This window comes from Caldifermentibacillus hisashii, assembly GCF_039654145.1.
Classification (GTDB): Bacteria; Bacillota; Bacilli; order Bacillales; family Caldibacillaceae; genus Caldifermentibacillus; species Caldifermentibacillus hisashii.
Window position 1 is genome coordinate 1,877,562 of record NZ_CP155467.1, and the last position, 26,781, is coordinate 1,904,342.

General features: G+C 37.1%; 12 protein-coding genes and 3 pseudogenes. 13 read left to right on the plus strand and 2 right to left on the minus strand.

From position 1 onward, the window contains the following. Positions 1-9: 9 nt before the first annotated feature. The 11 genes and pseudogenes from NSQ14_RS08835 to tnpC (NSQ14_RS08890) all read left to right on the plus strand — a co-directional run bounded on the left by NSQ14_RS08835 (position 10) and on the right by tnpC (NSQ14_RS08890) (position 20,554). Complete coding sequence (locus NSQ14_RS08835) at positions 10-12,018, plus strand: amino acid adenylation domain-containing protein (RefSeq protein WP_346217084.1); 12,009 nt, start codon at positions 10-12, stop codon at positions 12,016-12,018. 136 nt (positions 12,019-12,154) lie between these two features. After that, complete coding sequence (locus NSQ14_RS08840) at positions 12,155-12,772, plus strand: YIP1 family protein (RefSeq protein ID WP_041845477.1); 618 nt, start codon at positions 12,155-12,157, stop codon at positions 12,770-12,772. Between the two features lie 236 nt (positions 12,773-13,008). Then, entirely contained in the window at positions 13,009-13,806 is a 798-nt protein-coding gene (locus tag NSQ14_RS08845; RefSeq protein ID WP_052514515.1) for a 2-keto-4-pentenoate hydratase, read from the plus strand. Positions 13,807-13,930: 124 nt separating this feature from the next. After that, the gene (locus NSQ14_RS08850) at positions 13,931-14,656 is read left to right on the plus strand and encodes a 4'-phosphopantetheinyl transferase family protein (protein WP_041845478.1); all 726 of its coding nucleotides are present in this window, start codon (positions 13,931-13,933) and stop codon (positions 14,654-14,656) included. Then, positions 14,656-15,384: a thioesterase II family protein gene (locus NSQ14_RS08855; RefSeq protein WP_041845479.1), complete on the plus strand. Its 729-nt coding sequence runs from the start codon at positions 14,656-14,658 to the stop codon at positions 15,382-15,384. Before NSQ14_RS08850 ends, NSQ14_RS08855 begins: the two co-directional genes overlap by 1 nt. A gap of 431 nt (positions 15,385-15,815) precedes the next feature. Further along, positions 15,816-16,139, plus strand: coding sequence for an IS66 family insertion sequence element accessory protein TnpA (gene tnpA, locus NSQ14_RS08860; RefSeq protein WP_041845480.1), 324 nt, complete (start codon positions 15,816-15,818; stop codon positions 16,137-16,139). After that, the gene (gene tnpB / locus NSQ14_RS08865) at positions 16,136-16,492 is read left to right on the plus strand and encodes an IS66 family insertion sequence element accessory protein TnpB (protein WP_041845481.1); all 357 of its coding nucleotides are present in this window, start codon (positions 16,136-16,138) and stop codon (positions 16,490-16,492) included. The genes tnpA and tnpB (NSQ14_RS08865) overlap by 4 nt, the downstream gene beginning before the upstream one ends. A gap of 59 nt (positions 16,493-16,551) precedes the next feature. Continuing rightward, positions 16,552-18,128, plus strand: a pseudogene (tnpC, locus tag NSQ14_RS08870) (IS66 family transposase). Between the two features lie 218 nt (positions 18,129-18,346). Then, positions 18,347-18,541, plus strand: a complete 195-nt coding sequence (locus NSQ14_RS08875) for a hypothetical protein (protein ID WP_041846703.1) — start codon at positions 18,347-18,349, stop codon at positions 18,539-18,541. Continuing rightward, positions 18,538-18,891 (plus strand): IS66 family insertion sequence element accessory protein TnpB, encoded by a 354-nt coding sequence (tnpB, locus tag NSQ14_RS08880; protein WP_041847042.1) that lies wholly within the window; start codon positions 18,538-18,540, stop codon positions 18,889-18,891. The genes NSQ14_RS08875 and tnpB (NSQ14_RS08880) overlap by 4 nt, the downstream gene beginning before the upstream one ends. 90 nt (positions 18,892-18,981) lie before the next feature. Further along, a pseudogene (tnpC, locus tag NSQ14_RS08890) lies at positions 18,982-20,554 on the plus strand (IS66 family transposase). Positions 20,555-20,937: 383 nt separating this feature from the next. On the opposite strand, the gene istB reads toward tnpC (NSQ14_RS08890), so the two are convergent. Beyond that, on the minus strand, positions 20,938-21,711 hold the full coding sequence (gene istB, locus NSQ14_RS08895) for an IS21-like element helper ATPase IstB (RefSeq protein ID WP_041846498.1): 774 nt from the start codon (positions 21,709-21,711) through the stop codon (positions 20,938-20,940). After that, positions 21,708-23,252, minus strand: coding sequence for an IS21 family transposase (gene istA / locus NSQ14_RS08900; RefSeq protein WP_285856810.1), 1,545 nt, complete (start codon positions 23,250-23,252; stop codon positions 21,708-21,710). The genes istB and istA overlap by 4 nt, the downstream gene beginning before the upstream one ends. A gap of 106 nt (positions 23,253-23,358) precedes the next feature. On the opposite strand from istA, the pseudogene tnpC (NSQ14_RS08905) reads away from it, so the two are divergent. Both tnpC (NSQ14_RS08905) and NSQ14_RS08910 read left to right on the plus strand, forming a co-directional pair. Beyond that, positions 23,359-24,834, plus strand: a pseudogene (gene tnpC / locus NSQ14_RS08905) (IS66 family transposase); the annotation flags it as partial. 489 nt (positions 24,835-25,323) lie between these two features. After that, positions 25,324-26,697, plus strand: a complete 1,374-nt coding sequence (locus NSQ14_RS08910) for a S1C family serine protease (RefSeq protein ID WP_346217087.1) — start codon at positions 25,324-25,326, stop codon at positions 26,695-26,697. The last annotated feature ends 84 nt before the right edge of the window (positions 26,698-26,781 follow it).

A 26,781-nucleotide genomic window follows, 5' to 3' on the forward strand; every position in this document is an offset into this window, starting at 1 on the left:
GTGAGTATTTTGAAAAATATTATTAATATTTATTCATTATCTCCATTACAAGAAGGGATGTTGTTTCATTCGTTATATGATGAAGATGACGAAAACTCACAATCATATTTTAGTCAAATGAAATTACGTCTAAATGGTAAATTAGACATCGCCATGTTTGAAAAAGCATGGAAAGAAGTTATCAAGAGGCACGATATACTACGAACCAAATTTTTATTTGGAAAAACAGAGAAGAACGTTCAAGTTGTTTATCGGACAGTACCATTTAATGTAGATTATACGGACTGGCGTTCCTTCTCTCGAGAAGAACAAGAAAGTAAAATAGAAGAATTTTTGAGATTGGATAAGCAAAGGGGCTTTGATTGGGATGATGTCCCTTTGATGCGCGTAATGCTCATCCATAATGACATCGATGAATACACAATGGTTTGGTCCCACCATCATATACTATTAGATGGTTGGAGTGTATCCTTAGTAGTAAAAGAGCTCTTTCACATCTACAATGCATTGTGTCAAGAGGCAACGATTACGTTGCCTCCTGCACAACAATATGGCAAGTATATTCATTGGCTAAGAAGTAGAAGTAAAGATTCGCAAAACACAAAGGAATTTTGGGCAACAAAATTGAAAGGTTTTACAGAACCGACCCAATTTAATTTAGCAGCCCCGATGAAAGGTTTCGATCAACAAGGGTATGAAGAATATTGGTGGCACTTATCGAAGGATTTAACACATTCTTTGAACCATATCGTTAAAGAACACAAAATAACCTTAAACACGATTATTCAAAGTGCATGGGCTTTATTGTTAAGTTACTATAGCGGAACGAAAGATGTGCTTTTTGGAGCAACTAGTTCAGGTCGTCCTGCCGATTTGCCAGGTGTGGAAAATATGGTTGGTTTGTTTATCAGTACATTACCTGTTCGTGCCCAGATTCCCGATGATGAAGTACTTTTGGAATGGATGAAAAACTTTCAATCGCAGTTGATGGAAATTCGTCAGTATGAATATAGCTCTTTGGTAGACATTCAGGGAGTAAGTGAAGTTCCAAGAGGGACACCATTATTCGAAAGTTTATTTGTATTCGAAAACTACCCGGTTGGGGAAATGGAAAGTATAACCGACCTGAGAATCGAAGAAATCCAAGGGAAAGAACAAGCAAACTACCCATTTGTATTATCTGCAGGTCCAGGTGAACAAATTCCATTTAAAATCATGTTTGACCGAAGTAAGTTTGATGAAGATACCATTCATCGGATCAGCGGACAGTTGACGTATGTATTGGATCAAATCGCTAAGAATCCAAATGTAACCATCTCTAGCATTCAATTTTTAACCGAAAAGGAAACCAAGCAAATACTGGTGGATTGGAATGATACAGCTGGAGAATATCCACGGGAAAAAACCATCCACGAATTGTTCGAAGAACAAGTATCCTTGAAACCAGATGGAATTGCTTTGGAAACCGAGGATGGGGCTGTGACCTATCGAGAACTAAATGAAAGTGCCAATCAGATTGCGCATTATCTTATCGAGCAAGGTATTGAAATCGGAGATCCGATCGGCATATGTATGAATCGTTCGCTGGAAGAAATCGCGAGTATGCTTGGAATCTTAAAAGTCGGAGGCGCATATGTCGGGTTGGATCCGGAGTACCCGGAGGAAAGGTTGAAGCATATCGTTGAAGAAACGGAAATGCCTTTACTCTTGACGACTAGTCAGTCCGGTTTAGATGAAGCAGCCTATGATGTCGATATCGTCAATATTGATTTGCTTGATTTGCCGGAGGAAAAAACAAATATATTCAGAGAAGGCATTAGCGCAACAGCACTTTCCAACATTATTTACACATCTGGGTCCACCGGAAAACCGAAAGGTGTCTGTGTGCCGCACCGGGGAGTAGTTCGCTTGGTCAAGGGGGAAACTTACGTTCCGATCACATCGGATGATGTCTTTTTACACGTTGCAAGTATTTCATTTGATGCAACGACATTGGAAGTTTGGAGCAGCTTGTTAAATGGTGCCCGTTTAGTGTTGCTCCCGACGAGAAATGCGAGCTTACAAGACTATGAGAATGTCATTCAAAAGTACAATGTAAGCATCCTTTGGTTAACGGCCGGGCTATTCAATGTATTTGTGGATCATAACCTTCAAGCTCTGAAGGGAGTGAAATATATACTCATCGGGGGAGAAACAGTATCCGTACCACATGTGCGTAAGGCGATGGAGGCATTAGAAGGCACAGAAATCATCAATGGATATGGTCCATCAGAAAACACCGTATTTACAACCTGCCACAGGATAGAGGAAGCCGACTTGGAGCGTCCATCCATTCCTATCGGACGGCCAATTGCGAATACAGAGGTGTATGTGTTGGACGAAAACCAACAACCTGTGCCAGTGGGTGTGATTGGAGAGTTATATGCCGGAGGGGACGGCTTGGCGATAGGCTATATGAATCGACCGGAACTAACTGCGGAGCGCTTCATTCCACATCCATTCAAACAAGGATCTGGGGAAAAGCTATATCGCACAGGAGACCTTGTACGCTATTTACCAGACGGAAAGATAGAATTTATCGGTCGGGCAGATCATCAGGTGAAAATACGTGGTTTCCGGATTGAATTAGGAGAAATTGAAGTTGTCTTAAAACAATATCCAGACGTTCGTGATGCCGTGGTAACGGTTGTTGAAGATGAATTGGGCGATAAACGGTTATCTGCATATATCGTGACTGATCAAAGTCTGGATGTTAAAAAGATAAAAAATCATTTAAAAGAAAAGCTTCCAAATTATATGATTCCAGATTTTGTCACTCTACTAGCTGAATTACCATTAACTAGAAATGGTAAGGTTGATAGAGCTGCTCTACCAGCTCCAGAAATAGTTGAAGGAGAAGAATATATTGCGCCAAGAACACCTACAGAAGAAATTGTTTCAGGAATCTGGTCCGGTGTTTTAGGGGTTGAAAAAGTCGGTTCCAATGACTCATTTTTCGATTTGGGTGGACATTCTTTATTGGCAACTACTACTGTTTCGAAGTTGCAAAATGCATTTGGGGTAGAGGTAACAATTAAAGATCTTTTTGAAAATCCAACTGTCGAACAACTTGCGAACCATTTAGATCAAATGCTTTCAGGAGAAAACAAAATTGACTTTCCTGAAATTGAAATAATTGACAAGGAGAAGTTCATTCCACTTTCATATGCACAACAACGATTATGGTTCATTAGCCAATTAACTTCTCAAAGTAGTATTTATAATATACCTTGGGCACTTAAATTAAATGGTAAACTACAAGTTGATGCTCTTGAGAAAAGCATAAATGATATGGTGGTCAGACATGAATCCCTCCGAACGATAATAAAAGAAGAAAATGGACAAGCTAGACAAATCGTAGTTCCTCCAAGGGATTCAAAATTAGAAATCAACGATCTTTCCAATATGGAAGAAATCATCCGATTGAAAGAGGTAGAAAGAATCACGGAGGAAGAAGCTACAAAAGACTTTGACCTAAGTGTAGGCCCTTTATTCCAAGTGAAATTACTAAAATTAAGTGATAATGAACACATCTTTTTATGTACAATGCATCATATTATTTCAGATGCATGGTCTATGGGAATCTTTTTAGAAGAATTATTTGAGCTATACCGTTCATATTGTAGCGGAACAGAGGCGAAGCTACCTCCGTTGAATTACCAATATACTGATTTCTCTGTATGGCAACGCAAATGGCTAAATAATGAAGTCTTGGAAAACCAATTGAAATACTGGAAAAATGAATTATCTGGAAAACTTCCTGTTCTACAATTACCATCGGATTATCCAAGACCAGCTCAACAAACATTTAACGGAGCGCTATTGACTGAACGTGTTCCAACAGAATTGGTGCATAAACTAAGAAAGCTAAGTAAGCAAGAAGGCACAACTTTGTTTATGACTGTATTAGCTGCTTATCAAGGTTTTCTTTCGAGGTACACGAACCAAGATGACATCATTGTTGGTAGTCCGATTGCAAATCGAAACCATGCTTCTATAGAAGGAATAATTGGCTTTTTCGTTAATTCTCTGGTCATAAGAACGAACGTTTCGACAGAAATGACTTTTACTGACTTAATGTCAAAGGTAAAAGAAAAAGCATTAAACGCTTATTTGAATCAGGATATACCATTTGAAAGAATTGTTGATGAAGTTGTTGAAGAAAGAAGTTTGAGTTATTCACCGATTTTTCAGACAATGCTAGTTTTTCAAAATAAAGCTTCAAAAATACCAAAAGGCTTAAATATTGATTTAGAACCAATAAGTGTACAACTTCCGTTTGCAAAATTTGATCTCACAGTAATAATCGAGGAAGAAGATGACGAATTTACACTGGCATTTGAGTATAATACAGATCTTTTCAAAGAAGGAACGATTAAACGACTGTCACGCAACTTCCTACATTGGTTGGAAAGTGTAGTCGTTAACCCTAAAGAAAAGTTGACCAACTTGCCGTTGACGGCTCAAGAAGAAGAACATCAACTGCTTATTGAATGGAACAAAACAGAAAAGGCATTTTTAGAGCATCAATCGATTCCAGAATGGTTTGAAGCCAAGGTACAGGAAACACCGGATGCTATTGCGGTAGTTTTTAATGACAACTCATTGACATATAAACAACTAAACGATCGGGCTAATCGTTTAGCACATTTCTTACTAGAGAAAGGTATTGATCCTGAAGAACCTGTGGGAATATGTCTAGGTAAATCATTGGAAATGATTATAGCTATCCTTGGTGTACTGAAGTCTGGAGCAGTATATGTGCCATTAGACCCGGAGTATCCATCAGAAAGACTGGAGTATATGTTGAATGATGCGCAAATTTCTCATGTGATTACGGGTAAGGAGTATTCATCCAAACTTAATGATTATACTTCACAAATATACATTACTGGACAAAATGATGTATTAAAAGATTACTCCAAGGAGAATCCTAACGTAATCACTTCACCAGATCAATTGGCATATATCATTTATACTTCAGGATCTACAGGTAACCCAAAGGGGGTTATGATTGAACATCGAGGAGTAACTAATCTAGCTACACAACAAATTGATTTTCAGAAGATAACTGCTGAAAGTAGAGTCATCCAATTCGCATCATTTTCATTCGATGCTTCTGTATTTGAAATCTTTTCTACTTTTATGGCAGGTGCAAGCTTGTATATCGGTGAGAAAGAAGAAATATTACCAGGTCCGGATTTGACTGGCTTTTTAAATAAACATAAAATCACCCATGCTACACTTCCTCCTACTGCGTTAGTATGGCTGGAGGAAAAAGAGCTCCCATATCTGGAAGTAATTGTTTCAGCTGGATCAGCATGTACCCTTGAACTTGCTAGGGAATGGTCAAAAAATAAAACCTTTATTAATGGATATGGACCGACAGAAACGACCGTATGTGCAACTTATTTTCAATGTGATCCGAGTCTCGATTTACCATCAGTACCAATTGGACGTCCAGTTCCAAATACAGAGGTATATATTTTGGATCAAAACCTTCAACCTGTTCCAACTGGTGTTGTTGGAGAGTTATACATTGGTGGAAAGGGACTGGCTCGAGGATATATAAACAATACAAAGTTAACAAAAGAGAGCTTTATAAGTCATACATTCCGGAATGGGAAAAGAATTCGTCTGTATAAAACTGGTGATTTAGTCAGATACTTGCCAGATGGGAACATTGAATATATCGGTAGAAAAGATCATCAGGTGAAAATCAGAGGTTTCCGTGTCGAGCTTGGAGAAGTAGAATCAATCTTAGCAAAATATCCAGGAGTAAAAGACGTAGTCGTAACCGCTCGCAAAGATTATAAATATAAAGAAGCTCGTTTAGTAGCATATTTAGTGACCGACGAACAACTTGATGAAAGGGCAGTTAGAAGATATGTCAAAGAGCATTTACCGACATTCATGGTTCCTTCGGATATTGTAAAGCTTGATGAATTTCCATTGACTCCAAATGGTAAAGTCGATTTAAATAAATTACCGGAACCGGAAGGACAGGCGGATGATAAAAATTACGCAGCACCGACAAATGAAGTGGAGGAAATCCTTGTTTCGATTTGGGAAAATGTATTGAACAAAAGAAAAATAGGTATTAACGATAATTTCTTCGAATTAGGTGGAGATTCTATTCTTAGTATCCAGATCATTGCTCAAGCGAAACAAAAAGGATTGAGTTTAACAGCAAAACAGCTTTTTGAACATCAAACAATTGCTGAACTTGCACAAGTAGCGAAAAGGGTAACAGGAATTTCAGCACAGCAGGATGCTGTAATAGGAGGATTTCCATTAACGCCTATTCAGAGCTGGTTCTTTGAAAAAAATTCTGACAATCCTCACCATTGGAATCAATCTATGGCTTTGAAAGTAGAAGAGCCTTTGGATCGTGAGTTGCTTGAAAAATGTTTCCAAATTATTCAACAACATCATGATATATTGCGGTTACGTTTTAACAGAAATTCGTCTGGGGAGTGGAAACCTTATATTTCAGGGCCTGATCAGACTGTTCCATTAACGGTATACGATATAACAAATATTCCTGAGGATCAATTGGAAGACTTTGTCATGGAAAAAGAAAATGAAACACAAAGCAGTCTGAACTTATTGGAAGGTCCTGTTTGGAAAGCTGTATATTTCAAACATGAGACACAGACCGGTAGATTATTTTGGGTAATTCACCATCTTGCTGTCGATGGCGTATCTTGGAGGATATTAATGGAAGATGTCAATGACATTTATCTTCAACTTCAAGATGGAAAAGAAGTTAAATTACCGCTGAAAACCAGTTCATATAAAGAGTGGGCTCATAAACTTTTAGACTATGCTGTATCTCCGGCAATTCAAAGCAGTAAAGACTACTGGTTGACAGCAAATGAAAATGAAACATTAACAACAATTCCTATTGATTTCCCATCCGGGAACAACACAGAGAAATATACAGATAAAGTTACAGTTTCACTTTCTGAAGAAGAAACAGAATTGCTATTCCAGGAGTTCCTTCATTCCTATCGAATTAATGTAGAGGAAGTATTGTTAACTTCGTTAGTTCATTCAATTGCAGAATGGACAGGTTCGGATCAATTGGTTGTTAACATAGAAGGACATGGACGCGAGGAAATTTTAGAAAATCTGGATCTAACAAGAACAGTTGGATGGTTTACGAGTTTATTCCCGGTTAAGTTGAAGAAAGGAAAAGACATAAGAAACACATTAAGAGATATAAAAGAAACTATCAGAAGTATGCCAAATAAAGGTGTTGACTACGGGATTTTACGCTATTTGAATAAAGAAACTTCTGATATATTGAAAAACAATATTCAACCATCCATTAGTTTCAATTATCTCGGGCAATTCAACAATGATAATAAGGGTGATTCAATATTCACTACTAGTGAAGAGTTGTCGAATAATCAAGATGTCAATATGGAAAGATTCCATTTAATAGATGTTGTCAGCTTAATATCTGACAATAAATTACAACTAACATTGCTTTTCAGTAATGACATGTATAAAAAATCTACCATGACTAACATCGCAAATTCTCTCAGAAGACATTTATTACAATTACTAGAGAGTAAATCTGGTGAATTTCAAATGTATACACCTTCTGACTTTCCTTTATGTAAGTTAAGTCAGGAGAAAATAGATGAGTTGATAGGTTCCAGAACTGATGTGGAAGTTATGTATCCATTATCGCCATTACAAAAGGGAATGCTGTTCCATACGTATTTAAATCATGGGCAAGGTGAGTACATTAGTCAATTGGGTCTTGTACTTAATGGTGAACTCCATAAGGAGATTTTCAAGAATGCATGGGAGCAAGTGATTAATCAACATCTAGTACTCCGCACAGCATTCAAGCGTGAAAAAGAGGGGGAAATTTTACAACTAGTATATAAGAATGTTAGTGTTTCTTTCAGCTACAAAGACTGGAGCCATTTATCAGAAGAGGAACAGAGCAGAAAGTATGAAAAACTGGAAGATATAGAACGGAAAAAAGAATTCAATCTTGAAGAACCTCCTTTGATGCGAATCCTCCTAATTAAAGTAGGACCCGAAAAGCATCGAGTTCTGTGGACACATCACCATGTTATATTAGACGGATGGAGTATTCCGTTAGTACTAAAAGACGTCTTTGCTTATTATGAAGCTGACTTAAAAGGATACAGATATCGTCCACATAAAATATCCAGCTTTGAACAATATATTGCGTGGCTTGGAAAAAAGGAAACCCATCAGTCAGAACAATATTGGCGTGAACAGTTAAAAGGAGTGAAATCTCCTACGCTATTACTGAGCAACTCATCAAATGGATTGGAAGCAGGTGATCACCAACAGATAAACTGGTACTTGTCAAAAGATTTATCGGAAACTCTTCAACGATTGACACATGAATATAAAATAACGCTAAATATACTATTGCACGGTGCTTGGGCTCTTCTTCTAAGCAAGTATAGTGGAGAAAACGACATCATATACGGTACTACTAGTGCAGGACGTCCACCTGAACTGCCAGATGTGGAAAGCATGATAGGCTTATTTATTAATACATTACCTGTTCGTTCTGAAGTTAAGAAAGACGAAAAGATAATAAATTGGCTTAAAGAGTTACAGAGTCAACATCTGGAGATGCGCCAGCATGAGTATATTTCTCTGGTAGACATTCAGGGAGTAAGTGAAGTTCCAAGAGGGACACCATTATTCGAAAGTTTATTTGTATTCGAAAACTACCCGGTTGGGGAAATGGAAAGTATAACCGACCTGAGAATCGAAGAAATCCAAGGGAAAGAACAAGCAAACTACCCATTTGTATTATCTGCAGGTCCAGGTGAACAAATTCCATTTAAAATCATGTTTGACCGAAGTAAGTTTGATGAAGATACCATTCATCGGATCAGCGGACAGTTGACGTATGTATTGGATCAAATCGCTAAGAATCCAAATGCAACCATCTCTAGCATTCAATTTTTAACCGAAAAGGAAACCAAGCAAATACTGGTGGATTGGAATGATACAGCTGGAGAATATCCACGGGAAAAAACCATCCACGAATTGTTCGAAGAACAAGTATCCTTGAAACCAGATGGAATTGCTTTGGAAACCGAGGATGGGGCTGTGACCTATCGAGAACTAAATGAAAGTGCCAATCAGATTGCGCATTATCTTATCGAACAAGGTATTGAAATCGGAGATCCGATCGGCATATGTATGAATCGTTCGCTGGAAGAAATCGCGAGTATGCTTGGAATCTTAAAAGTCGGAGGCGCATATGTCGGGTTGGATCCGGAGTACCCGGAGGAAAGGTTGAAGCATATCGTTGAAGAAACGGAAATGCCTTTACTCTTGACGACTAGTCAGTCCGGTTTAGATGAAGCAGCCTATGATGTCGATATCGTCAATATTGATTTGCTTGATTTGCCGGAAGAAAAAACAAATATATTCAGAGAAGGCATTAGCGCAACAGCACTTTCCAACATTATTTATACATCTGGGTCCACCGGAAAACCGAAAGGTGTTTGTGTGCCGCACCGGGGAGTAGTACGTTTGGTCAAGGGAGAAACTTACGTTCCAATCACATCGGATGACGTCTTTTTACACGTTGCAAGTATTTCATTTGATGCAACGACATTGGAAGTTTGGAGCAGCTTGTTAAATGGTGCCCGTTTAGTGTTGCTCCCGACGAGAAATGCGAGCTTACAAGACTATGAGAATGTCATTCAAAAGCACAATGTAAGCATCCTTTGGTTAACGGCCGGGCTATTCAATGTATTTGTGGATCATAACCTTCAAGCTCTGAAGGGAGTGAAATATTTACTCATTGGGGGAGAAACAGTATCCGTACCACATGTGCGTAAGGCGATGGAGGCATTAGAAGGCACAGAAATCATCAATGGATATGGTCCATCAGAAAACACCGTATTTACAACCTGCCACAGGATAGAGGAAGCCGACTTGGAGCGTCCATCCATTCCTATCGGACGGCCAATTGCGAATACAGAGGTGTATGTGTTGGACGAAAACCAACAACCTGTGCCAGTGGGTGTGATTGGAGAGTTATATGCCGGAGGGGACGGCTTGGCGATAGGCTATATGAATCGACCGGAACTGACTGCGGAGCGCTTCATTCCACATCCATTCAAACAAGGATCTGGGGAAAAGCTATATCGCACAGGAGACCTTGTACGCTATTTACCAGACGGAAAGATAGAATTTATCGGTCGGGCAGATCATCAGGTGAAAATACGTGGTTTCCGGATTGAATTAGGAGAAATTGAAGTTGTCTTAAAACAATATCCAGACGTTCGTGATGCTGTTGTGACAACATTTGAAGATGGTACCGGAGATAAAAAATTAATAGCATATTTAATTACAGATGGCGTAGTAGAAGATAGAGAAATTCGCGAATATACTCAGGGCAGATTACCTAATTACATGATTCCATGGAAATTCATGTTTTTATCTGAATTTCCACTAACGAAAAATGGGAAAGTTGATCGAAAGTCATTGCCTATCCCATTTGATCGTCCAAGTGAGAGTTATGTTGAACCAAAAACAAAACTTGAACGAAAATTTGTTGAATTATGGGAAAGAGTATTAGGGAGAAAAAATGTAGGAACACATGATAACTTCTTTGAATTGGGAGGTCATTCTCTACTCGCTACTAAACTTGTGTTCGTCATAAATGAAGAATTAGGATACAATATTACACTGCGCCAGTTATTTGAAAAACCTACTATAGTCGGTATGATTCAGTCGTTAGAAAACAAAACAGAAGAACGTTCAATGGAAGAGATTCTTAAAAAAGATATATTTTTAGATAAGGAAATTGATAAGCAGATACAACAAGCAAAACGCGTAAACACCAGATTTAACTCCATTCTCTTGACAGGAGCAACCGGCTTTTTAGGTGCATATATGCTAAGGGATCTTCTAAATGAGACCGATGCAACAATTTATTGCCTTGTAAGAGGAAAAGAGTATGAAGATGGTTTTAACAGAATCAAAAATAATTTAATGAAGTATGCTTTGTGGGACGAAAGATATAAACAGCAAATTATTCCTTTGATAGGTGATTTATCTCAGGACTCCCTTGGTTTATCAGTAGATACCTGGAGAGAACTTGAGAATAAGATTGATATGATATATCACACTGGTGCCGACGTTAACTTTATGATGCCATACGAAGAATCAAAATATACAAATGTATACGGAACAAAGGAAATCATTCGTCTCGCATCCAGTAAGAAAATAAAACCAATTCATTATGTATCAACATTATCCGTATTTACTCTTTCGCCTGATGGTGAGTCTATGCTTGTTTCAGAAGATATGGAACCAAGAGTAAATGAAGGATTAAGCATCGGTTATACCCAAAGTAAATGTGTCGCAGAAAATGTTATAACACTTGCTCGCAATAAAGGGTTACCAATATCTATTTATCGTCCAGGTAGAATATCAGGAGATAGTACAACTGGAAGGGTTAACGAAAGTGATCTGCTGTGGAGGCTGGTACGAGGGTGTATTGAGCTTGGTAAGGCACCAGAAATGGATGGAAATGAGGTGGAAATGACACCAGTAGATATGATCAGCAAATCGATTATCTGCCTCTCCGTGGATGAATCGACTCAAAATGGTACCTTCCATTTATTTAACAATAATAAAATTTCTTTTGAATCAATCACTCAAGAGATGAAGTCACAGTATGCTTCATTGGAAGTTGTAGGAATTGCTGAATGGCTGGAAGCATTAGAAGCTGATGCCCGAAAGCAAAGTAAAAACGCTATGTCTCCATTAGTTCACTTATTGAAAGAGGGGATTCTCGAGGCTGAAGCAATTCAATTCGAAAATAGTAAAACGATGGATCAATTAGAGAAATATGGAATAACCTATCCTAAGCCAACAAGAAAAATGATAAAGAAATCTATCCAATATTTCTCTGAAACTGGAGTTCTACAAAATGTAGAACAAGTATAAGGGAGAAACATTTGTGACCCTGCATAAAGCAGATCATTTTAATATTAATGGTTAAACCTTCGATGATATGCAGGGTTACTCCCCCTTTTGTAAAAAATCATATTCCAATAAATAATAAATGGGAGTGGGTGGAGATATGGAAAATCAATACGCATCCGGTAGCTATAACGACACACTTAAAAAACAACGATTATTAAGTATCATTACAAATCCTATTAATCACTTTCGTCAATTGAAGGTTAATCCGATCATATTAAAACCACTACTTATAGTAATTGCTTTACAGATCATACTCATATATCTGAATTTATATATCACGAATAAACAAGAGTCAGGGAATGTAGATTTACTGTTGAAAAGTTTGGTTGCCGGGGGAGCCAATGTGGTTCTTTTGTTATTGACAGCACTACTTTTCCGCTTTTTACTGTATTTATTGAAAAATAATACAGAATATAAGAAATTATTTTCCATTGTCATTCATGCTGCTGTAATAACCGTTGTCGGAATGTGTGTCAATACTTTATTGACTTATACATTTGGAGGTGCAATGCATACTTATACAAGTCCGGCAATCATTTTTGAAGAAGGTAGTTTTCTATATACTTTATCAGTCGGTCTGGATATATTTTCAATTTGGACATCCATCATTATGGGAATAGGTTTAAAGGTAGTGGCGGAAATCAGTAATAGTAAAGCTGTTACGCTTACAATTCTTTTATTTGTGTTAAGTTTTCTGTCAACGTATTTATCATAGTAAATCTATCCTTGAAACCGGAATGTGTGGTTTTAGAGTATTTTTATCGAAGCAACTCAGGTTTACAATGGTTATCATCCGTTGTGATACCAAGAAAATAGCGGAGAAAATGTAATTACCATTGAGAATATAGGTTTGTTTCCTAAAAGGTTGCTTCGTCTCTTTCTTTTTGATGGTCCCTGTCTTATTAAATTGTATAGTATCCTATGAAATTATTAATATTTGGAGGGATAATTTTGAATACGATAATTCCAGAAAAGGAACTTAACAATCTTGCGGATCGATTACTTCAGGTATATGAATCACGTTCGCCCATTGATTTTTATAGTAATGAGATATATCTAGATGAAGAAGCTGCTTACAGTCTCCAAAATAAGTTGATTCAAAAAAAGTGTGAATTATATAATGAGAAAGTTTGTGGATATAAAGTCAGTATGACAAGTCCAGAAACTCAAAGTTTGTTTGATACAAATGAGCCTGCATACGGAACATTAACGACTTCATCCATTCTTTATGATTCATCGACGATTTCCTTGGAAAGTATGTTTGAGCCTTTGTTGGAGCCTGAATTAATGATTATACTGAAAGAAGATTTAAGTGTTGGTGCAACGGAAGAAGAGGTATTTAATAAGTGTGAAATAGCAGCAGGCATTGAAATACCGGACTCAAGGTTTAAAAAATGGTTTCCGAACTTTAAGCTTATGGACTTAATAAGTGATAATGGGGTGACTGGAAAAGTCGTAATTTCTGATAAATCCAAGTATACCGGGGACTTTGAGGGTTTGGAGAATATAAAGATGGAACTTTATTATAATGGAAAAAAAATAAAAGAAGGTGTATCTTCTGTGGTAATGGGCAATCCATTATCTTCAGTAGTTTGGCTCTCCAATAAACTAGGAAAATATAATAAGTATTTAAAAAAAGGTATGATGATTTCGTCGGGTACTTTCATCAATCCAATCCCAATAAAACAAGGGAGGTATAAAGCGTTTTTTCAAGGTGTAGGTAGTATCGAAGTCTATTTTAGTAACTAGTCACTCAGAACGGAGAATGCTGTAAGAAGATGTTATAGTGAAATGGTTGTTCAATTTGTGGAAACCACCATTCTGTACTATATGGAAAGTTTTCATTTATGTTTTTCCTAATAAGAGGAGTCAAATGGATAGGATAATGAAGAAAAAATTAATGGTCCTAGATAGTTGTGATGTTAAAGTTTTCTTTTCAAAGATACCAAAATTTATTGAAGATCGCCTTATTCAAACATTGTTAGAGATAGTAGGCCAGAAGAAAGCACAGAAATTACGAAGGTATCAAAGAAATGACCAATATTGTTCATTGATAGGGGAAATGCTTTTAAGGAAATATTTATGGGATAATGGATGGGAAAAAAACATTGTATTGAAAGAAAATGAATTTGGCAAGCCTTATGTTCGAGGAATAGAATTTAATATTTCCCATTCCGGAAGTTGGGTAGTATGTGCTGTTTGTGATCAAAGGGTAGGTATTGATATCGAGAAGGTTTATGATTTCGATATCAATCTAGTAACTCATTTTTTTCATCCTTATGAAATTAATTGGATTCATCAAGTAAATGGAATTGAAAAAATAAATAGATTTTTCAAGATATGGACGAAAAAAGAAAGTTTTATAAAGGCGGTAGGAGAAGGTTTATCCATTGATTTATCCTCATTCTCAGTTATCAGGAAAGATCAAATGGGAATAAATATTAATGATCAAAAGGTGAATGTTCAATTGTTTGAAATCCCATATGTTAAAGGCTATGAATGTTCGTGTAGTGTTTTAACTTCAAGACCGATTCAACTATCAGTAAAAGAAGTCCATGCTTATACTTTAATCAAAGATATAATGAAGGTGGTGAAATAATGAATAGATTAAATTTATTTTGTGTACCGTTTGCGGGTGGTTCTGCTAATATTTATAATTCATGGAAAAAAGAATTTGGAAATGTTGTTAATTTAGTGCCCGTTGAATTATCAGGACGTGGTAAGAGAATCAACGAGCCTTTATATAATGATTTTGATGAAGCGGCCGAAGATATCTATAACAATGTAAAAACGTACGTGGATGAACCCTATGCGATGTTTGGACATAGCATGGGAGGAATGCTCGTCTTTGAAGTCGTGCATAAAATCATTGAAAGGATAGGGAGAGAACCGGATTTTATCGTTATATCCGGTAAGAACCCACCACATATACCGTTAAACTCCAAAGTCCATTCATTAGAGGATCGTGAATTTTTAAATGAACTAATCAAGCTGGGAGGAATCAATGAAGAATTTCTAAAGCATAAAGAGTTAATTGAAATATTTTTACCAATAATGAAATCTGATTTTAAAATAACCGAGTTATATCGTTATAAAAAAAGGAAAAAATTTAATTTTGATTTGCACATCCTCTATGGTACGATGGATGAACTTACGACAAAAGAAGCCTTAGAACAATGGGAAAAATATACTAATCAAAAGTGTCACTTCCAATGTTTTAACGGTAATCACTTTTTTATCGAGGATAATAAAGCGGAAGTAATAACGTATCTCAAATCATTAACAAGAAAATATTGGTATTCTAAATCAATGCAACTATCGAAATAGACATTATGATCGGAAATTTTGGGTGAAGTCATAAAGCGAACAGATATTTGGCATTGAGGCGAAAATGTTAATGATTGATTCATTTGGGACGTTAATTTATACAAGTTACGAAATAATTTCTGATAGCTGAAACTTGTTGATAAAACCAACAAGATGATGGAAGATAATCACCTCACTTACATTTAAATTTTTTAGTGAGGTGATTAACTATGTATGTCCATGTACTGAAACATAATCGCAAAGTGCTTTATTACATAATCGGAGCGGGAGTTTCGAATTTAGGGAATGTCATTACAGGATTGGCTTTTTTATTTTTAGCTTATGTAATGACAGAATCAAATTTACATACGTAAGCGTCAAATACTCCACACCTTCTAGTAGTACAGTGATCGTGAGATAATCTCCATAGAAAAAATTCTGGAGGTTATGCCATGAATGATGCTGACAAAAGAATAGAATGGAAAGCTAGGTATGATGCTTGGAAAACAAGTGGATTAAGTGCTGCTGAATGGTCTCGCAGCCAGGGTATCAAAACGCATCAACTGTATTACTGGATCCGAAAGTTCAGAGAGGACGAAGTTTCTCAAAATGAACCCCAAACCAAATGGTTGACGGTGAACGTTCAAGACATTCCCTCTCGTCACATGGATCAGGAATCTGTGCTTATTCATTTTGAGACATTGTCTGTCGAAGTGCGTCCAGGAACCAATTTAAATCTACTATCTGATGTGGTGCGTGTTATACAAAATCAATGATATCCAATAATCATTTTGAACGCGTGTACCTTGCTTGTGGAAGCACAGATCTCCGTAAATCAATTGACGGTCTCGCTGTCATCGTTAAAGAATGTTTTGATTTAGATCCATTTTCACCTTGCTTATTTGTTTTCTGTAATCGAAAGCGAGATAAGCTTAAAATCCTGCAGTGGGAGAATAACGGCTTCTGGCTCCATTATAGAAGATTAGAAAGAGGAACTTTCAACTGGCCATCTGAACAAGAAGGAGTGCCGATGGACATCAGTCCTCGCCAGCTACGCTGGTTATTAGATGGCTTATCCATCGAACAAAAACAAGCCCATCCCGCAGTGAAAGCACGCACGATTCTATGAAATTAAAAAACTTGAGAATCCGACTGGTCAAGCCGGATTCTTTTGCGTATACTGGAACTATGAAAAACACGGACACAAAAATTCAGGAAACAATTGAATACTACAAAGAGCGTAACGAAAAGCTTGAAATTGAAAAGGAAGCTTTGGAAGCAAAGCTAAAATGGTATGAGGAGCAATTTCGGTTAAGTCAACAACGTCGTTTTGGTTCTTCCAGTGGGAAAACCAATCCGGATCAACTTTCCCTTTTTAATGAAGCTCAAGATACCGCAAATCCAGATGTGGAAGAACCGACGGTCGAAACTATTACATATAAACGCAAGAAGCAGCGTAATCGTCGAGAGGACAAACTAGAAAACCTGCCTACTGAAACGGTGGAATACCGTTTACCAGCTGAGGAACAGGTCTGTTCGTGTTGTTCTGGACCACTACATGAAATGAGTACGCAAGTACGTAGTGAAATAGAAGTTATTCCTGCACAAGTAAAGGTGAAAAAGCACGTTCAATATGTTTATGCTTGCCGTCATTGCGAACGTCATGAAATAGAAACACCTATTGTCACAGCGAAAATGCCGGCTCCTGTTTTCCCAGGAAGCCTTGCTTCGCCATCTTCGATGGCTTACACAATGACGCAGAAGTACGTCGAAAGTATGCCTTTGTATCGCCAGAAAAACACATGGAGCGATTTGGCGTCTTTCTTTCAAGACAAACTCTATCAAATTGGATTCTGCATGGAGCTGACACTTGGTTGAGTCCTGTTTACAATCAGATGCGTGAACATCTTCTGAAACAGGATATCCTTCATGCGGACGAGACAAGCTTGCAGGTTCTTTCGGAACCAGATCGACCAGCTACTTCAAAGTCATTTATGTGGCTTTATCGGACAGGACGAATAGGACCTCCAATTGTCTTGTATGATTACCAGCGAACCCGTGCTTCCAAACATCCCAAACGATTTTTGGATGGTTTCCAGGGATATTTACATGTGGATGGGTATTCCGGCTATAACGGAATACCTGATGTAAATCTAGTTGGTTGTTGGGCGCATGCCCGTCGCAAATTCACTGAAGCTCTCCAGGCTCTTCCGGAGTCGGCAAAAACAACCCAGGTTAAAGCGAAAGAAGGTCTTGCATTCTGTAATCAACTTTTCGCTATCGAACGTGATCTGGAGGACGTCAGTTCTGAAGAACGATATAAAAAACGTTTAGAACGCAGCCAACCAGTTTTGGATGCTTTTTCAGCATGGCTTCGTGAACAAACACCGCGAGTACTGCCGAAAAGTGCACTTGGTCAAGCTATTAAATATTGTCGGAATCAATGGGACCGTTTAGGAGCCTTTTTAGAGGATGGGCGTTTGGAAATAGATAACAACCGTGCAGAACGATCGATCAAACCTTTTGTGATTGGTAGAAAAAATTGGCTCTTCAGCAATACAGCTAAAGGAGCTAAATCCAGCGCAATCATTTATAGCATAGTGGAAACTGCGAAGGAAAACGGATTGAACCCATTTAATTACCTTAAATATTTATTTGAGAAGCTACCAAATATAGATTTATCTGATACAGAAAAATTAGATCAATTCCTTCCCTGGTCCACTAAGATTCCAGAAGAATGTCGTGTTCCAAATAAATCTAAATAAATCATAACAATAGTCCACATCTAAAAGTAGGTGTGGACTATTTTACGCTTACCTACAAAAAAATTATTTTATATAACTTGTAGTGCAATCTTAGGATTATCGCATGAAAAAATAGAATTATTAGAGACAATAACGTAAGCCCCCATTCAAACAACGCATATAAATCAACAGCACCTCTTGTTAAAATTGACATATCAATCAAAGGAGGTGCTTTTCATATGCCAGAACAAAAATTAACAATTGTCCCCGTAACATTACATTCCGATACAGAAAATATTTCGAACATAAAACCAACTGTTTCCTCTTCAAATTCAACTTGTACGATTAAGTTTGGAAAAGTTGAAATCTCCTTTTTCAACGGTATAGATGAGCACATCATTCAAACGATCATGAGGGAGTTGAAAGATTTATGAGACACGATTATTCGAGTGTAAAAAATATCTATATCATTTGTGGAAAAACGGATATGAGAAAAGGAATAGATGGATTAGCAACACTCATTCAAGATTCCTTTGAACTGGATCCTTATGGTGATTCCATTTTCTTATTTTCTGGATGGAGTAAAGATCGTTATAAATGTTTATATTTTGACGGTGACGGCTTCGCCATGCTTTATAAGCGATTAGATAATGGAAAACTTCAATGGCCAAGAAACGAAAAGGAAGTACGAAATCTGTCACAACAAGAACTCCGCTGGTTATTAGAAGGATTATCCATTCAGCAGCCAAAAGCTATTCAACCTTCTCAAAAAGGGCAATTTTAAATCTATCAAAAAGTTGATTTAAAGCTGTATTTACTATGCTTAAAATGCTATACTAGAACTATCTTATTTGAATGAATGGTGGTGAATCTTTTGGTTAATGCTTCATCTAATAATCAGAATCAAAACGAGAAATTAATTCGACTTCTTAAAGAACAATTGGCTCATTCTAATCAACAGAATGAAGCATTGTCCAAACAGATTAAATCACTAACTGAGCAAGTTCGCTATTTAACAAAACTTTTATATGGATCGAAAACAGAGAAATCTAAATACAATACACTTGATGGACAAATATCATTATTTGACGATGACCCGTCTTTTAATGATTCTGAGCACACAGAAGAACAAAGCCAACAGACGATTTCTTATACTGTTGTACGCAAAGTTCAAAATAAAAAACGAAATGATTTTATTACATGAAAATGTTGAAGTAAAGGCCATTCATTATCATCCGGAAAATACGATTTGTGATTGTTGTCAATGCCAAATGACTGAAATAGGTACGACAATCGTACGTGAAGAGGCTGAATTTATACCTGCAAGAATGGAAAAAGTTCAACATATTGAACATGCATATGAATGTAAAAACTGCAAAGCGGATTTATCTCAAAAGGCCCAAATTAAACGTGGCAAATCACCTCAACCTCCGATTCAACGAAGCATTGCTGGTCCGAGTGTACTTGCCAAAGTAATTTATGATAAATTTGTGCAATACTTGCCCCTTTACCGGCAGGTAAAGGAGTGGGAACGTTATGGCTTGAATACGAATGATAAAAACCTTTCTAATTGGGTTATTCGAGCATCACATGACTGGCTTTTGCCCGTATATGAGCGAATGAAGAATATAATGTTGGAGAAGTCCATTTTACACGTCGATGAGACTTATGGACAAATTATCAATCGGTCGGATGGAAAATCTGGCCAATCTAATGCTTATAACTGGGTTTTTCGAAGTGTGCCCTGTCAAGGTCCGGCTATCGTTCTGTTTCACAGCTCATTATCACGATCACGATCCGTTCTTGAAGGATTCATTGAAGATTATTCGGGAACGATTGTCTGTGATGGGTATTCAGCCTATGACAAAATTGAAGGGATTACCTTCGCTAATTGCTGGGCCCATGTAAGACGTTATTGGTTAAAAGCAGACAGTAAAAACGGACGAATTGGTGTAAAATATTGCGATGAATTATTTCGTCTTGAAAGGGAATTTAAACACTTATCCCCAAGTAAACGAAGAAAAAAACGCCAAAAGCACTCGAAACCGTTAGTTGATGAATTTCTTGCCTGGGTTGAAAACTCACCATTCTACGGAAAAAATGCGCTCGCTAAAGCAGCTGAATACACGCTAAATCGAGCGAATGGACTAAAAGCATTCTTGGATGATGGACGAATAGAAATTGATAACAATCCCGCTGAGAATGCCATCCGTCCGAATGTAATTGGTCGAAAAAATTGGTTATTTTCCGTAAGTGAAGCTGGTGCGAAAGCAAACGCAATCTGTCTAAGTATCGCAGAAACAGCTAAAGCGAATGGAGTAGATTTCTACCAGTATCTAGTGAAGTTACTGAGAGACCTACCAAATTTAGATATTCATAGAAACCCAGAAATTATAAACAACTATTTGCCTTGGTCAAAAACGATCCAAGCAGAATGTGTAAAATAACCGTAAATCTGATTAAAAAATCATGGTTTTACGGTTATTTGTAGTACGTACCGTGAAGGTACGTTTATTTTTTTATTTCGGGCTTACTACCATTCTATAAAAAGTCTATTAAAATATAGAATCCGACTAGTCAAGCCGGGTTCTTTTTCGTATACTAATTTTATGGAAAATAATGCGCAAACAACCCAAGACACAATTGAATATTACAAAGAGCGCAACGAAAAGCTGGAAATAGAAAAAGATAAGCTCCAAATGGAAAAAGAAGCGTTGGAGGCAAAACTAAAGTGGTATGAGGAGCAATTCCGCCTAAGCCAACAAAGGAGTGTAACCGTCAAGTAAAATTAAACAATTTTCCACAAATAATTTTAAACAGTTTTCTACAATTAAGATTCAACAGTCTGCTTTTCAAAAATTGTCTTTCGATATTTCATTCTAATACTATCCGACTCACTATCGAACATCAGGATTTCACTACGATGAAGTAATCGGTCTAGAATTGCTGAAGTAAGTGTTGGATCCCCTAAGAATTTTCCCCACTCATCAGGTCCTTTATTTGACGTTAAAATAAAAGCTGCTTTGTCGTACATATCATATATAAACTGAAAGAACAGGTTTGCTTCTACTGCTTCATATGTCATATACATAATGTCATCAATAATGATTAAATCGGATTTTAATATACGGTTGTACCTTGTTTTAGATTTATTAATATACTCTTTCGTCTTAAGTACATAAATTAATTGGTTCATCGAAATAAAAGACACTTTATAGCCTTTTTCCACCGCGTGAATACCTAAGGCAACAGAGAGGTGGGTTTTCCCCACTCCCGTTGGCCCCATCATAATTAAAGTAAAGCAGTCATCAATCCAATGTAATTCCTGAAGAACGTGAAGTTGTTTTGCTCCGATCGCAGTTTGTTCTTCTAAATCATACGTTTCAAATGTTAACTTTTCCGGGAATTCTGCCCATTTCATTAACCTTTCTTGTTGCTTTATTTCACGACAACGTAACTCATAGCTGAGTAATTCATGAATGAGTTCATGATATGTCCAACTTTTTGCTTCTGCCGTCCTTAATAAGTCTGGTAATTCTTTTGCTGTTTCGGCAAGACGCAGTGCACGACATTTGGCTTGTAATTCTTCAAATGGGTATGTCATATGCGTTTTCCTCCATACAGAACTTTTAAGTAAATATCTTCTTTCCGTTCGGGTGCCCTTAAATCTCTATATTTTTCATTAATTACAGTTTTTACTTGCTCTCGTTGCTGCACTTCGATTGAAAGAGAACAGGCAATATCACGAAAATCATTTGCACTTGTCATGTTTAGTTTTTTCATTTCTTGTAATGTATCATCAATGAAACGGGGATATTTCTTAATCGTACTTTGTATTACCCTTAACTGATCAATAATATGTCGAGGATATCGCTCTAGTAATTTTTGGATAAGCCATTGAATTCCTTCTTTATCATCAAAGGCTTCTGTTATTTCATTGATAAGTACATCTCTTTTCGATAAATTTCTCTTCCGATGAGAAGGGTCAATAATCAAATTTCCTCTTCCCTCAGGAATTTTATGAGTCGCAAGAGACGATCCTGTTTGTGTCAAACGAATATTTAAAAGACCATTTTCAATATTTACGTAAACAATATTTGAAGCATCTTTTCGATAAGTACCTTGCGGTACGCTATAACGATTCCCTTGAAAACGAATCGTATTGTCTTTTTGAATCATTCTTGTTATACTTTCAATAACGACATTTTCGAAAATGTAAGTTCCAACGACTTTCTTTAAGTGCTTCTTTTCCAAGGCGTGCACTTCAGAATGTCTTTTTTTGATATTATGATGAATTTTGTAATTTCCTGTACGCTTTAACCATTTCCAACACGCTTGATTCCATTCCGCAAGGTTTTCAAATACTCGATGTTTACTGAAGTTATATTTCACAAATTTTACAACTTGTTCAATCTTTCCTTTAGATTCTGGATCATTCTTTCTACATAAATAAACCGAAAATTTTCGAGCTTGTTGATATTTTATAAATGCTGATGTCATGATTAAATCTCCTGCATTTTCACTAACGGCAAGCAATGCATCTTGATCATACACAATTTCTTCTGTCATACCTTCAAAGTATTTGAATGCACGTTCATGCATTTGAATAACATCGATCGTACGGAAAGGACGGTCTAGCCACTCCACATACTTAAATCGAGAATGACTTAATACAAAAGCAATAAAGTATAATCGTTTTGATTTTCCATTAAGATCCTTTACGGTATCTTGTCCAAAGTCTACTTGCATCTGTTGTCCCATTGGTAACTCCGGTACTGATAAATAAGTTCGTGAAGGATTTACTTTCGGGATATGATAGATTTCTCTTAAGTCATTAACATAATTTCTTACTGTATTTTCTGCAATATTTTTCACCCCTAACTTTTCTTGTAACCAATCATATACCTGTGCACTCGACATATCTGGATGTTCCCTTAACCAAAGTAATATTTTATCCTTGTAGCTATCTAGTTTCCGCTTTCTTGTTTTTAAAGATATTGAAAAATCTTCAAACTCTTCTATAGACATATCTAAGTACTTTATTACTCGATTTCTTGAAATACCAAGCTTCTTTGCAATGGATCGTTTAGAAAATCCCTCCTCAAATAGTCTATGAATCTCGTAGTAATCCACGTATCGTTTCAATCCTGTCTCCTCACTTTCAATAAACTACTTTAATAGTATATTAAAAGTGATCTGTTTTAGGGAAACTGTTTAATCTTATTTGGTGTTTTTGGTTCATTCTTATTTGTGGAAAACTGTTGATTCTAGTTTAGCAGTTACAAGGAGATTTGGTTCTTCTAGTGAGAAAACCAATCCTGACCAACTATCTCTTTTCAATGAAGCTGAGGATACGGCTGATTCAACTGTAGAAGAACCAACCGTTGAAATGATTACATATAAACGCAAGAAACAGCGTGGAGAGCGCCAGCAAAAGCTTGAAAACCTGCCTGTAGAGACGGTTGAGTATCGTTTATCTGAAGAGGAGCAGGTCTGTTCGTGTTGCGGTGGTTCACTCCATGAAATGAGCACGGAAGTGCGAAAAGAATTAAAGGTTATTCCTGCGCAAGTAAAAGTCGTGGAACACGTTCGCCACGTATACAGTTGCCGTCATTGCGAACGCAATGAAATCGAAACACCAATCAAAACAGCGTCAATGCCAACACCTGTTTTCCCGGGTAGCTTGGCATCTCCATCAGCAATTGCTTATACGATGGTACAAAAATATGTTGAAAGCATACCTCTATATCGCCAAGAAAAGCAACTAGAGCGCCTAGGAGTTTTTATTTCGCGTCAAACATTGGCTAACTGGATGATGCATGGCGCCAATGCTTGGCTTCAGTTGATTTACGATGCGATGTATAGGCATCTTTTACAACATGATATTCTGCATGCCGATGAGACAACATTACAGGTTCTTTCCGAACCTGATCGTCCTGCAGAATCAAAATCTTACATGTGGTTATATCGTACAGGGAGGGAAAGTTCACCAATTATTCTGTACGATTACCAGCAAACTCGTGCGAGCAAACACCCGCATCGATTTTTAGCTGATTACCAAGGGTATCTGCATGTGGATGGCTACGCAGGTTATAACGGCCTTTCTAATGTAACGTTAGTAGGTTGTTGGGCGCATGCGCGCCGCAAATTTACAGAGGCCTTACAAGCACTTCCTAAATCTGCGGAAACTTCCGCTGTGAAAGCAAAGGAAGGTTTAGCCTATTGTAATCAACTTTTTGAAATTGAGCGCGATCTCAAGGACAAAACTCCTGAAGAACGCTATAAAAAACGTTTAGAACGCAGCCAGCCCATTCTGGATGCTTTTTCAGCATGGCTTCGTGAACAAACACCACGAGTTCTTCCTAAGAGTGCACTTGGTCAGGCTATAAAATATTGTCGTAACCAGTGGGATCGTTTAGTAGCATTTTTAGAGGACGGCCGTTTAGAGATCGATAATAATCGAGGAGAAAGGTCTATCAAGCCTTTCGTTATCGGCCGCAAAAATTGGCTATTTAGTAACACAGCTAAAGGAGCAAAATCCAGCGCAATCATTTATAGCGTTGTAGAGACAGCGAAGGAAAATGGATTAGATCCATTTAGATATCTTCGCTATCTGTTTGAAATGCTTCCCAATATGGATACAACAGACCAAACGAAGTTGGATCAACTTCTGCCTTGGTCAACAACTATTCCAGAAGAATGTCGCGTTCCAAATAAATCTAAATAAATCATAACATTAGTCCTCATCTAAAAATAGGTGTGGACTATTTTACGCTTACTTTCTTTTGATAAGTATTAAATTTTACACCCATATATTCTTTTACACAAATTTTACACGTTACTCAAACGAAACCTTGTAATATCAATACTTCAAGACCTATTTCGACCCCGACCACCGTTTTCCAATGATCTCAAAAGCTTTTTCTACCTGTGGACAAAGTGTCGATTCCAAAATAAATCACCCAACTTTTACATAATTTTTTACGAAAACAAGTATACGATCTACCTAAGTAAGTTTATAATCATAATAACATGAATCTTTTAGGTTCTATAGATTATTTTTGAGAATTTATTGGGATGATACTTCATCATTATTGGTAAGTGTTTTTTTATAAATTCCTGTACATTTTTCATTTTTTTTCTACTTCTATTCATAATTTATTCATAATTTTTGTCTAAAATAATTGTAGAAAAAAGAGAGGGGAGGTTAATAAACATGGAAGATTTCACAAACAATAATCATGATGAATCTTTCGACAAACCAATTGATAACGATCAAAATGCGATGAATAAAACGACAAATCAATCGGATGGGAATGATTTACAAACAAACGAGGAACATGCAAATTCCCAAGAGACTGTTCGTCATTCTTCAACAAATACAAGTAGTGACCCGAACAATCATTTGAATGAGGATAGAAATAAGAAGAAAAGGAAATCCATTGTCAAAACAATCGGATCAAATTTATTAGTTGGTATCATAAGTTCTGTATTAACAGTTGGTCTTGTTTCTTATTTTGGATTTCCGGCAATTGGGAATGATGATGGAGATACGACATCCGACGCGAAAGTAGTTCAACCGGTTTCAAAAGACGCGGTGTATACGAGTACGTTTACAAAAGCAGATCAAGCAACCATTGCCGATATCGTTGAGGAACTGTCACCGACCATTGTTGGTGTTATTAATCTTCAAAAAATGCAAAGTCAGTTTAACTTGCAATCAGAAAGTGTTCAAACCGGATCGGGTTCGGGCGTCATTTTTAAGAAGGATGATAAATATGGTTACATTATTACAAATAATCATGTCATCGAAGGGGCAAACGAGATTCAAGTATCATTATATAGCGGTGAAAAAGTAAAAGCTGAAGTCGTTGGTGCAGATGCATTGACCGATTTAGCGGTTCTGAAAATTGACGGAAAATATGTTAATGAAGTAGCTAGTTTTGGAGATTCCAGCCAATTGCGTACCGGTGATGAGGTGATTGCGATTGGAAATCCGCTTGGTGAAGAGTTTTCAAGAACGGTAACTCAAGGGATAGTCAGTGCTACCGAACGTTCGATATCAGTTAATACATCTGCAGGGGAATGGGAAATCACAGCTATTCAAACGGATGCAGCCATTAATCCCGGCAATAGTGGTGGCGCTTTGATTAATGCAAATGGGGAAGTTATCGGAATTAATAGTTTAAAAATTGCTGAGGACGGTGTGGAAGGTTTAGGATTTGCGATTCCGAGTAATGATGTAATTCCAATTGCTGAAGAGTTGATTAATAACGGTGAAATTAAACGGCCATATTTAGGTATTCAAATGTATGATGTATCGAATATTGTTCAATTTTATCGTCAGAGTATGTTTGGAAACTTGGAAAACGGTATCGTCGTTGCCGCTGTTGAACCGGGCTCACCGGCTGCTAAAGCAGGTTTGAAAGTAAATGATGTCATTGTTGGTATTGAAGGCAATGAAATAAAAAATGTTACCGAATTAAGAAAATATTTATATAGCAAAGTAACACCGGGTGATTCCGTTAAAATCGATTTTTACCGAGATGGAAATAAACAAACTGTAACGGTGGAAACGACCTCAAGCTAAAGATAGGGAAACGGGAGGGAGTAGTACGAATCCTTCCCGTTTTTTATGGGAATTAGTACTCCTATTAAGATTTCAGTCAAACGG

Excerpts from the sequence above, each read along its gene's own strand:
- NSQ14_RS08850 (WP_041845478.1), top strand. The coding sequence starts at position 13,931 with ATGGATAGGATAATGAAGAAAAAATTAATGGTCCTAGATAGTTGTGAT.
- NSQ14_RS08910 (WP_346217087.1), top strand. The coding sequence starts at position 25,324 with ATGGAAGATTTCACAAACAATAATCATGATGAATCTTTCGACAAACCA.
- istB (WP_041846498.1), bottom strand. The coding sequence starts at position 21,711 with ATGACATACCCATTTGAAGAATTACAAGCCAAATGTCGTGCACTGCGT.
- NSQ14_RS08855 (WP_041845479.1), top strand. The coding sequence starts at position 14,656 with ATGAATAGATTAAATTTATTTTGTGTACCGTTTGCGGGTGGTTCTGCT.
- tnpA (WP_041845480.1), top strand. The coding sequence starts at position 15,816 with ATGAATGATGCTGACAAAAGAATAGAATGGAAAGCTAGGTATGATGCT.
- NSQ14_RS08840 (WP_041845477.1), top strand. The coding sequence starts at position 12,155 with ATGGAAAATCAATACGCATCCGGTAGCTATAACGACACACTTAAAAAA.
- tnpB (WP_041847042.1), top strand. The coding sequence starts at position 18,538 with ATGAGACACGATTATTCGAGTGTAAAAAATATCTATATCATTTGTGGA.
- tnpB (WP_041845481.1), top strand. The coding sequence starts at position 16,136 with ATGATATCCAATAATCATTTTGAACGCGTGTACCTTGCTTGTGGAAGC.
- NSQ14_RS08875 (WP_041846703.1), top strand. The coding sequence starts at position 18,347 with ATGCCAGAACAAAAATTAACAATTGTCCCCGTAACATTACATTCCGAT.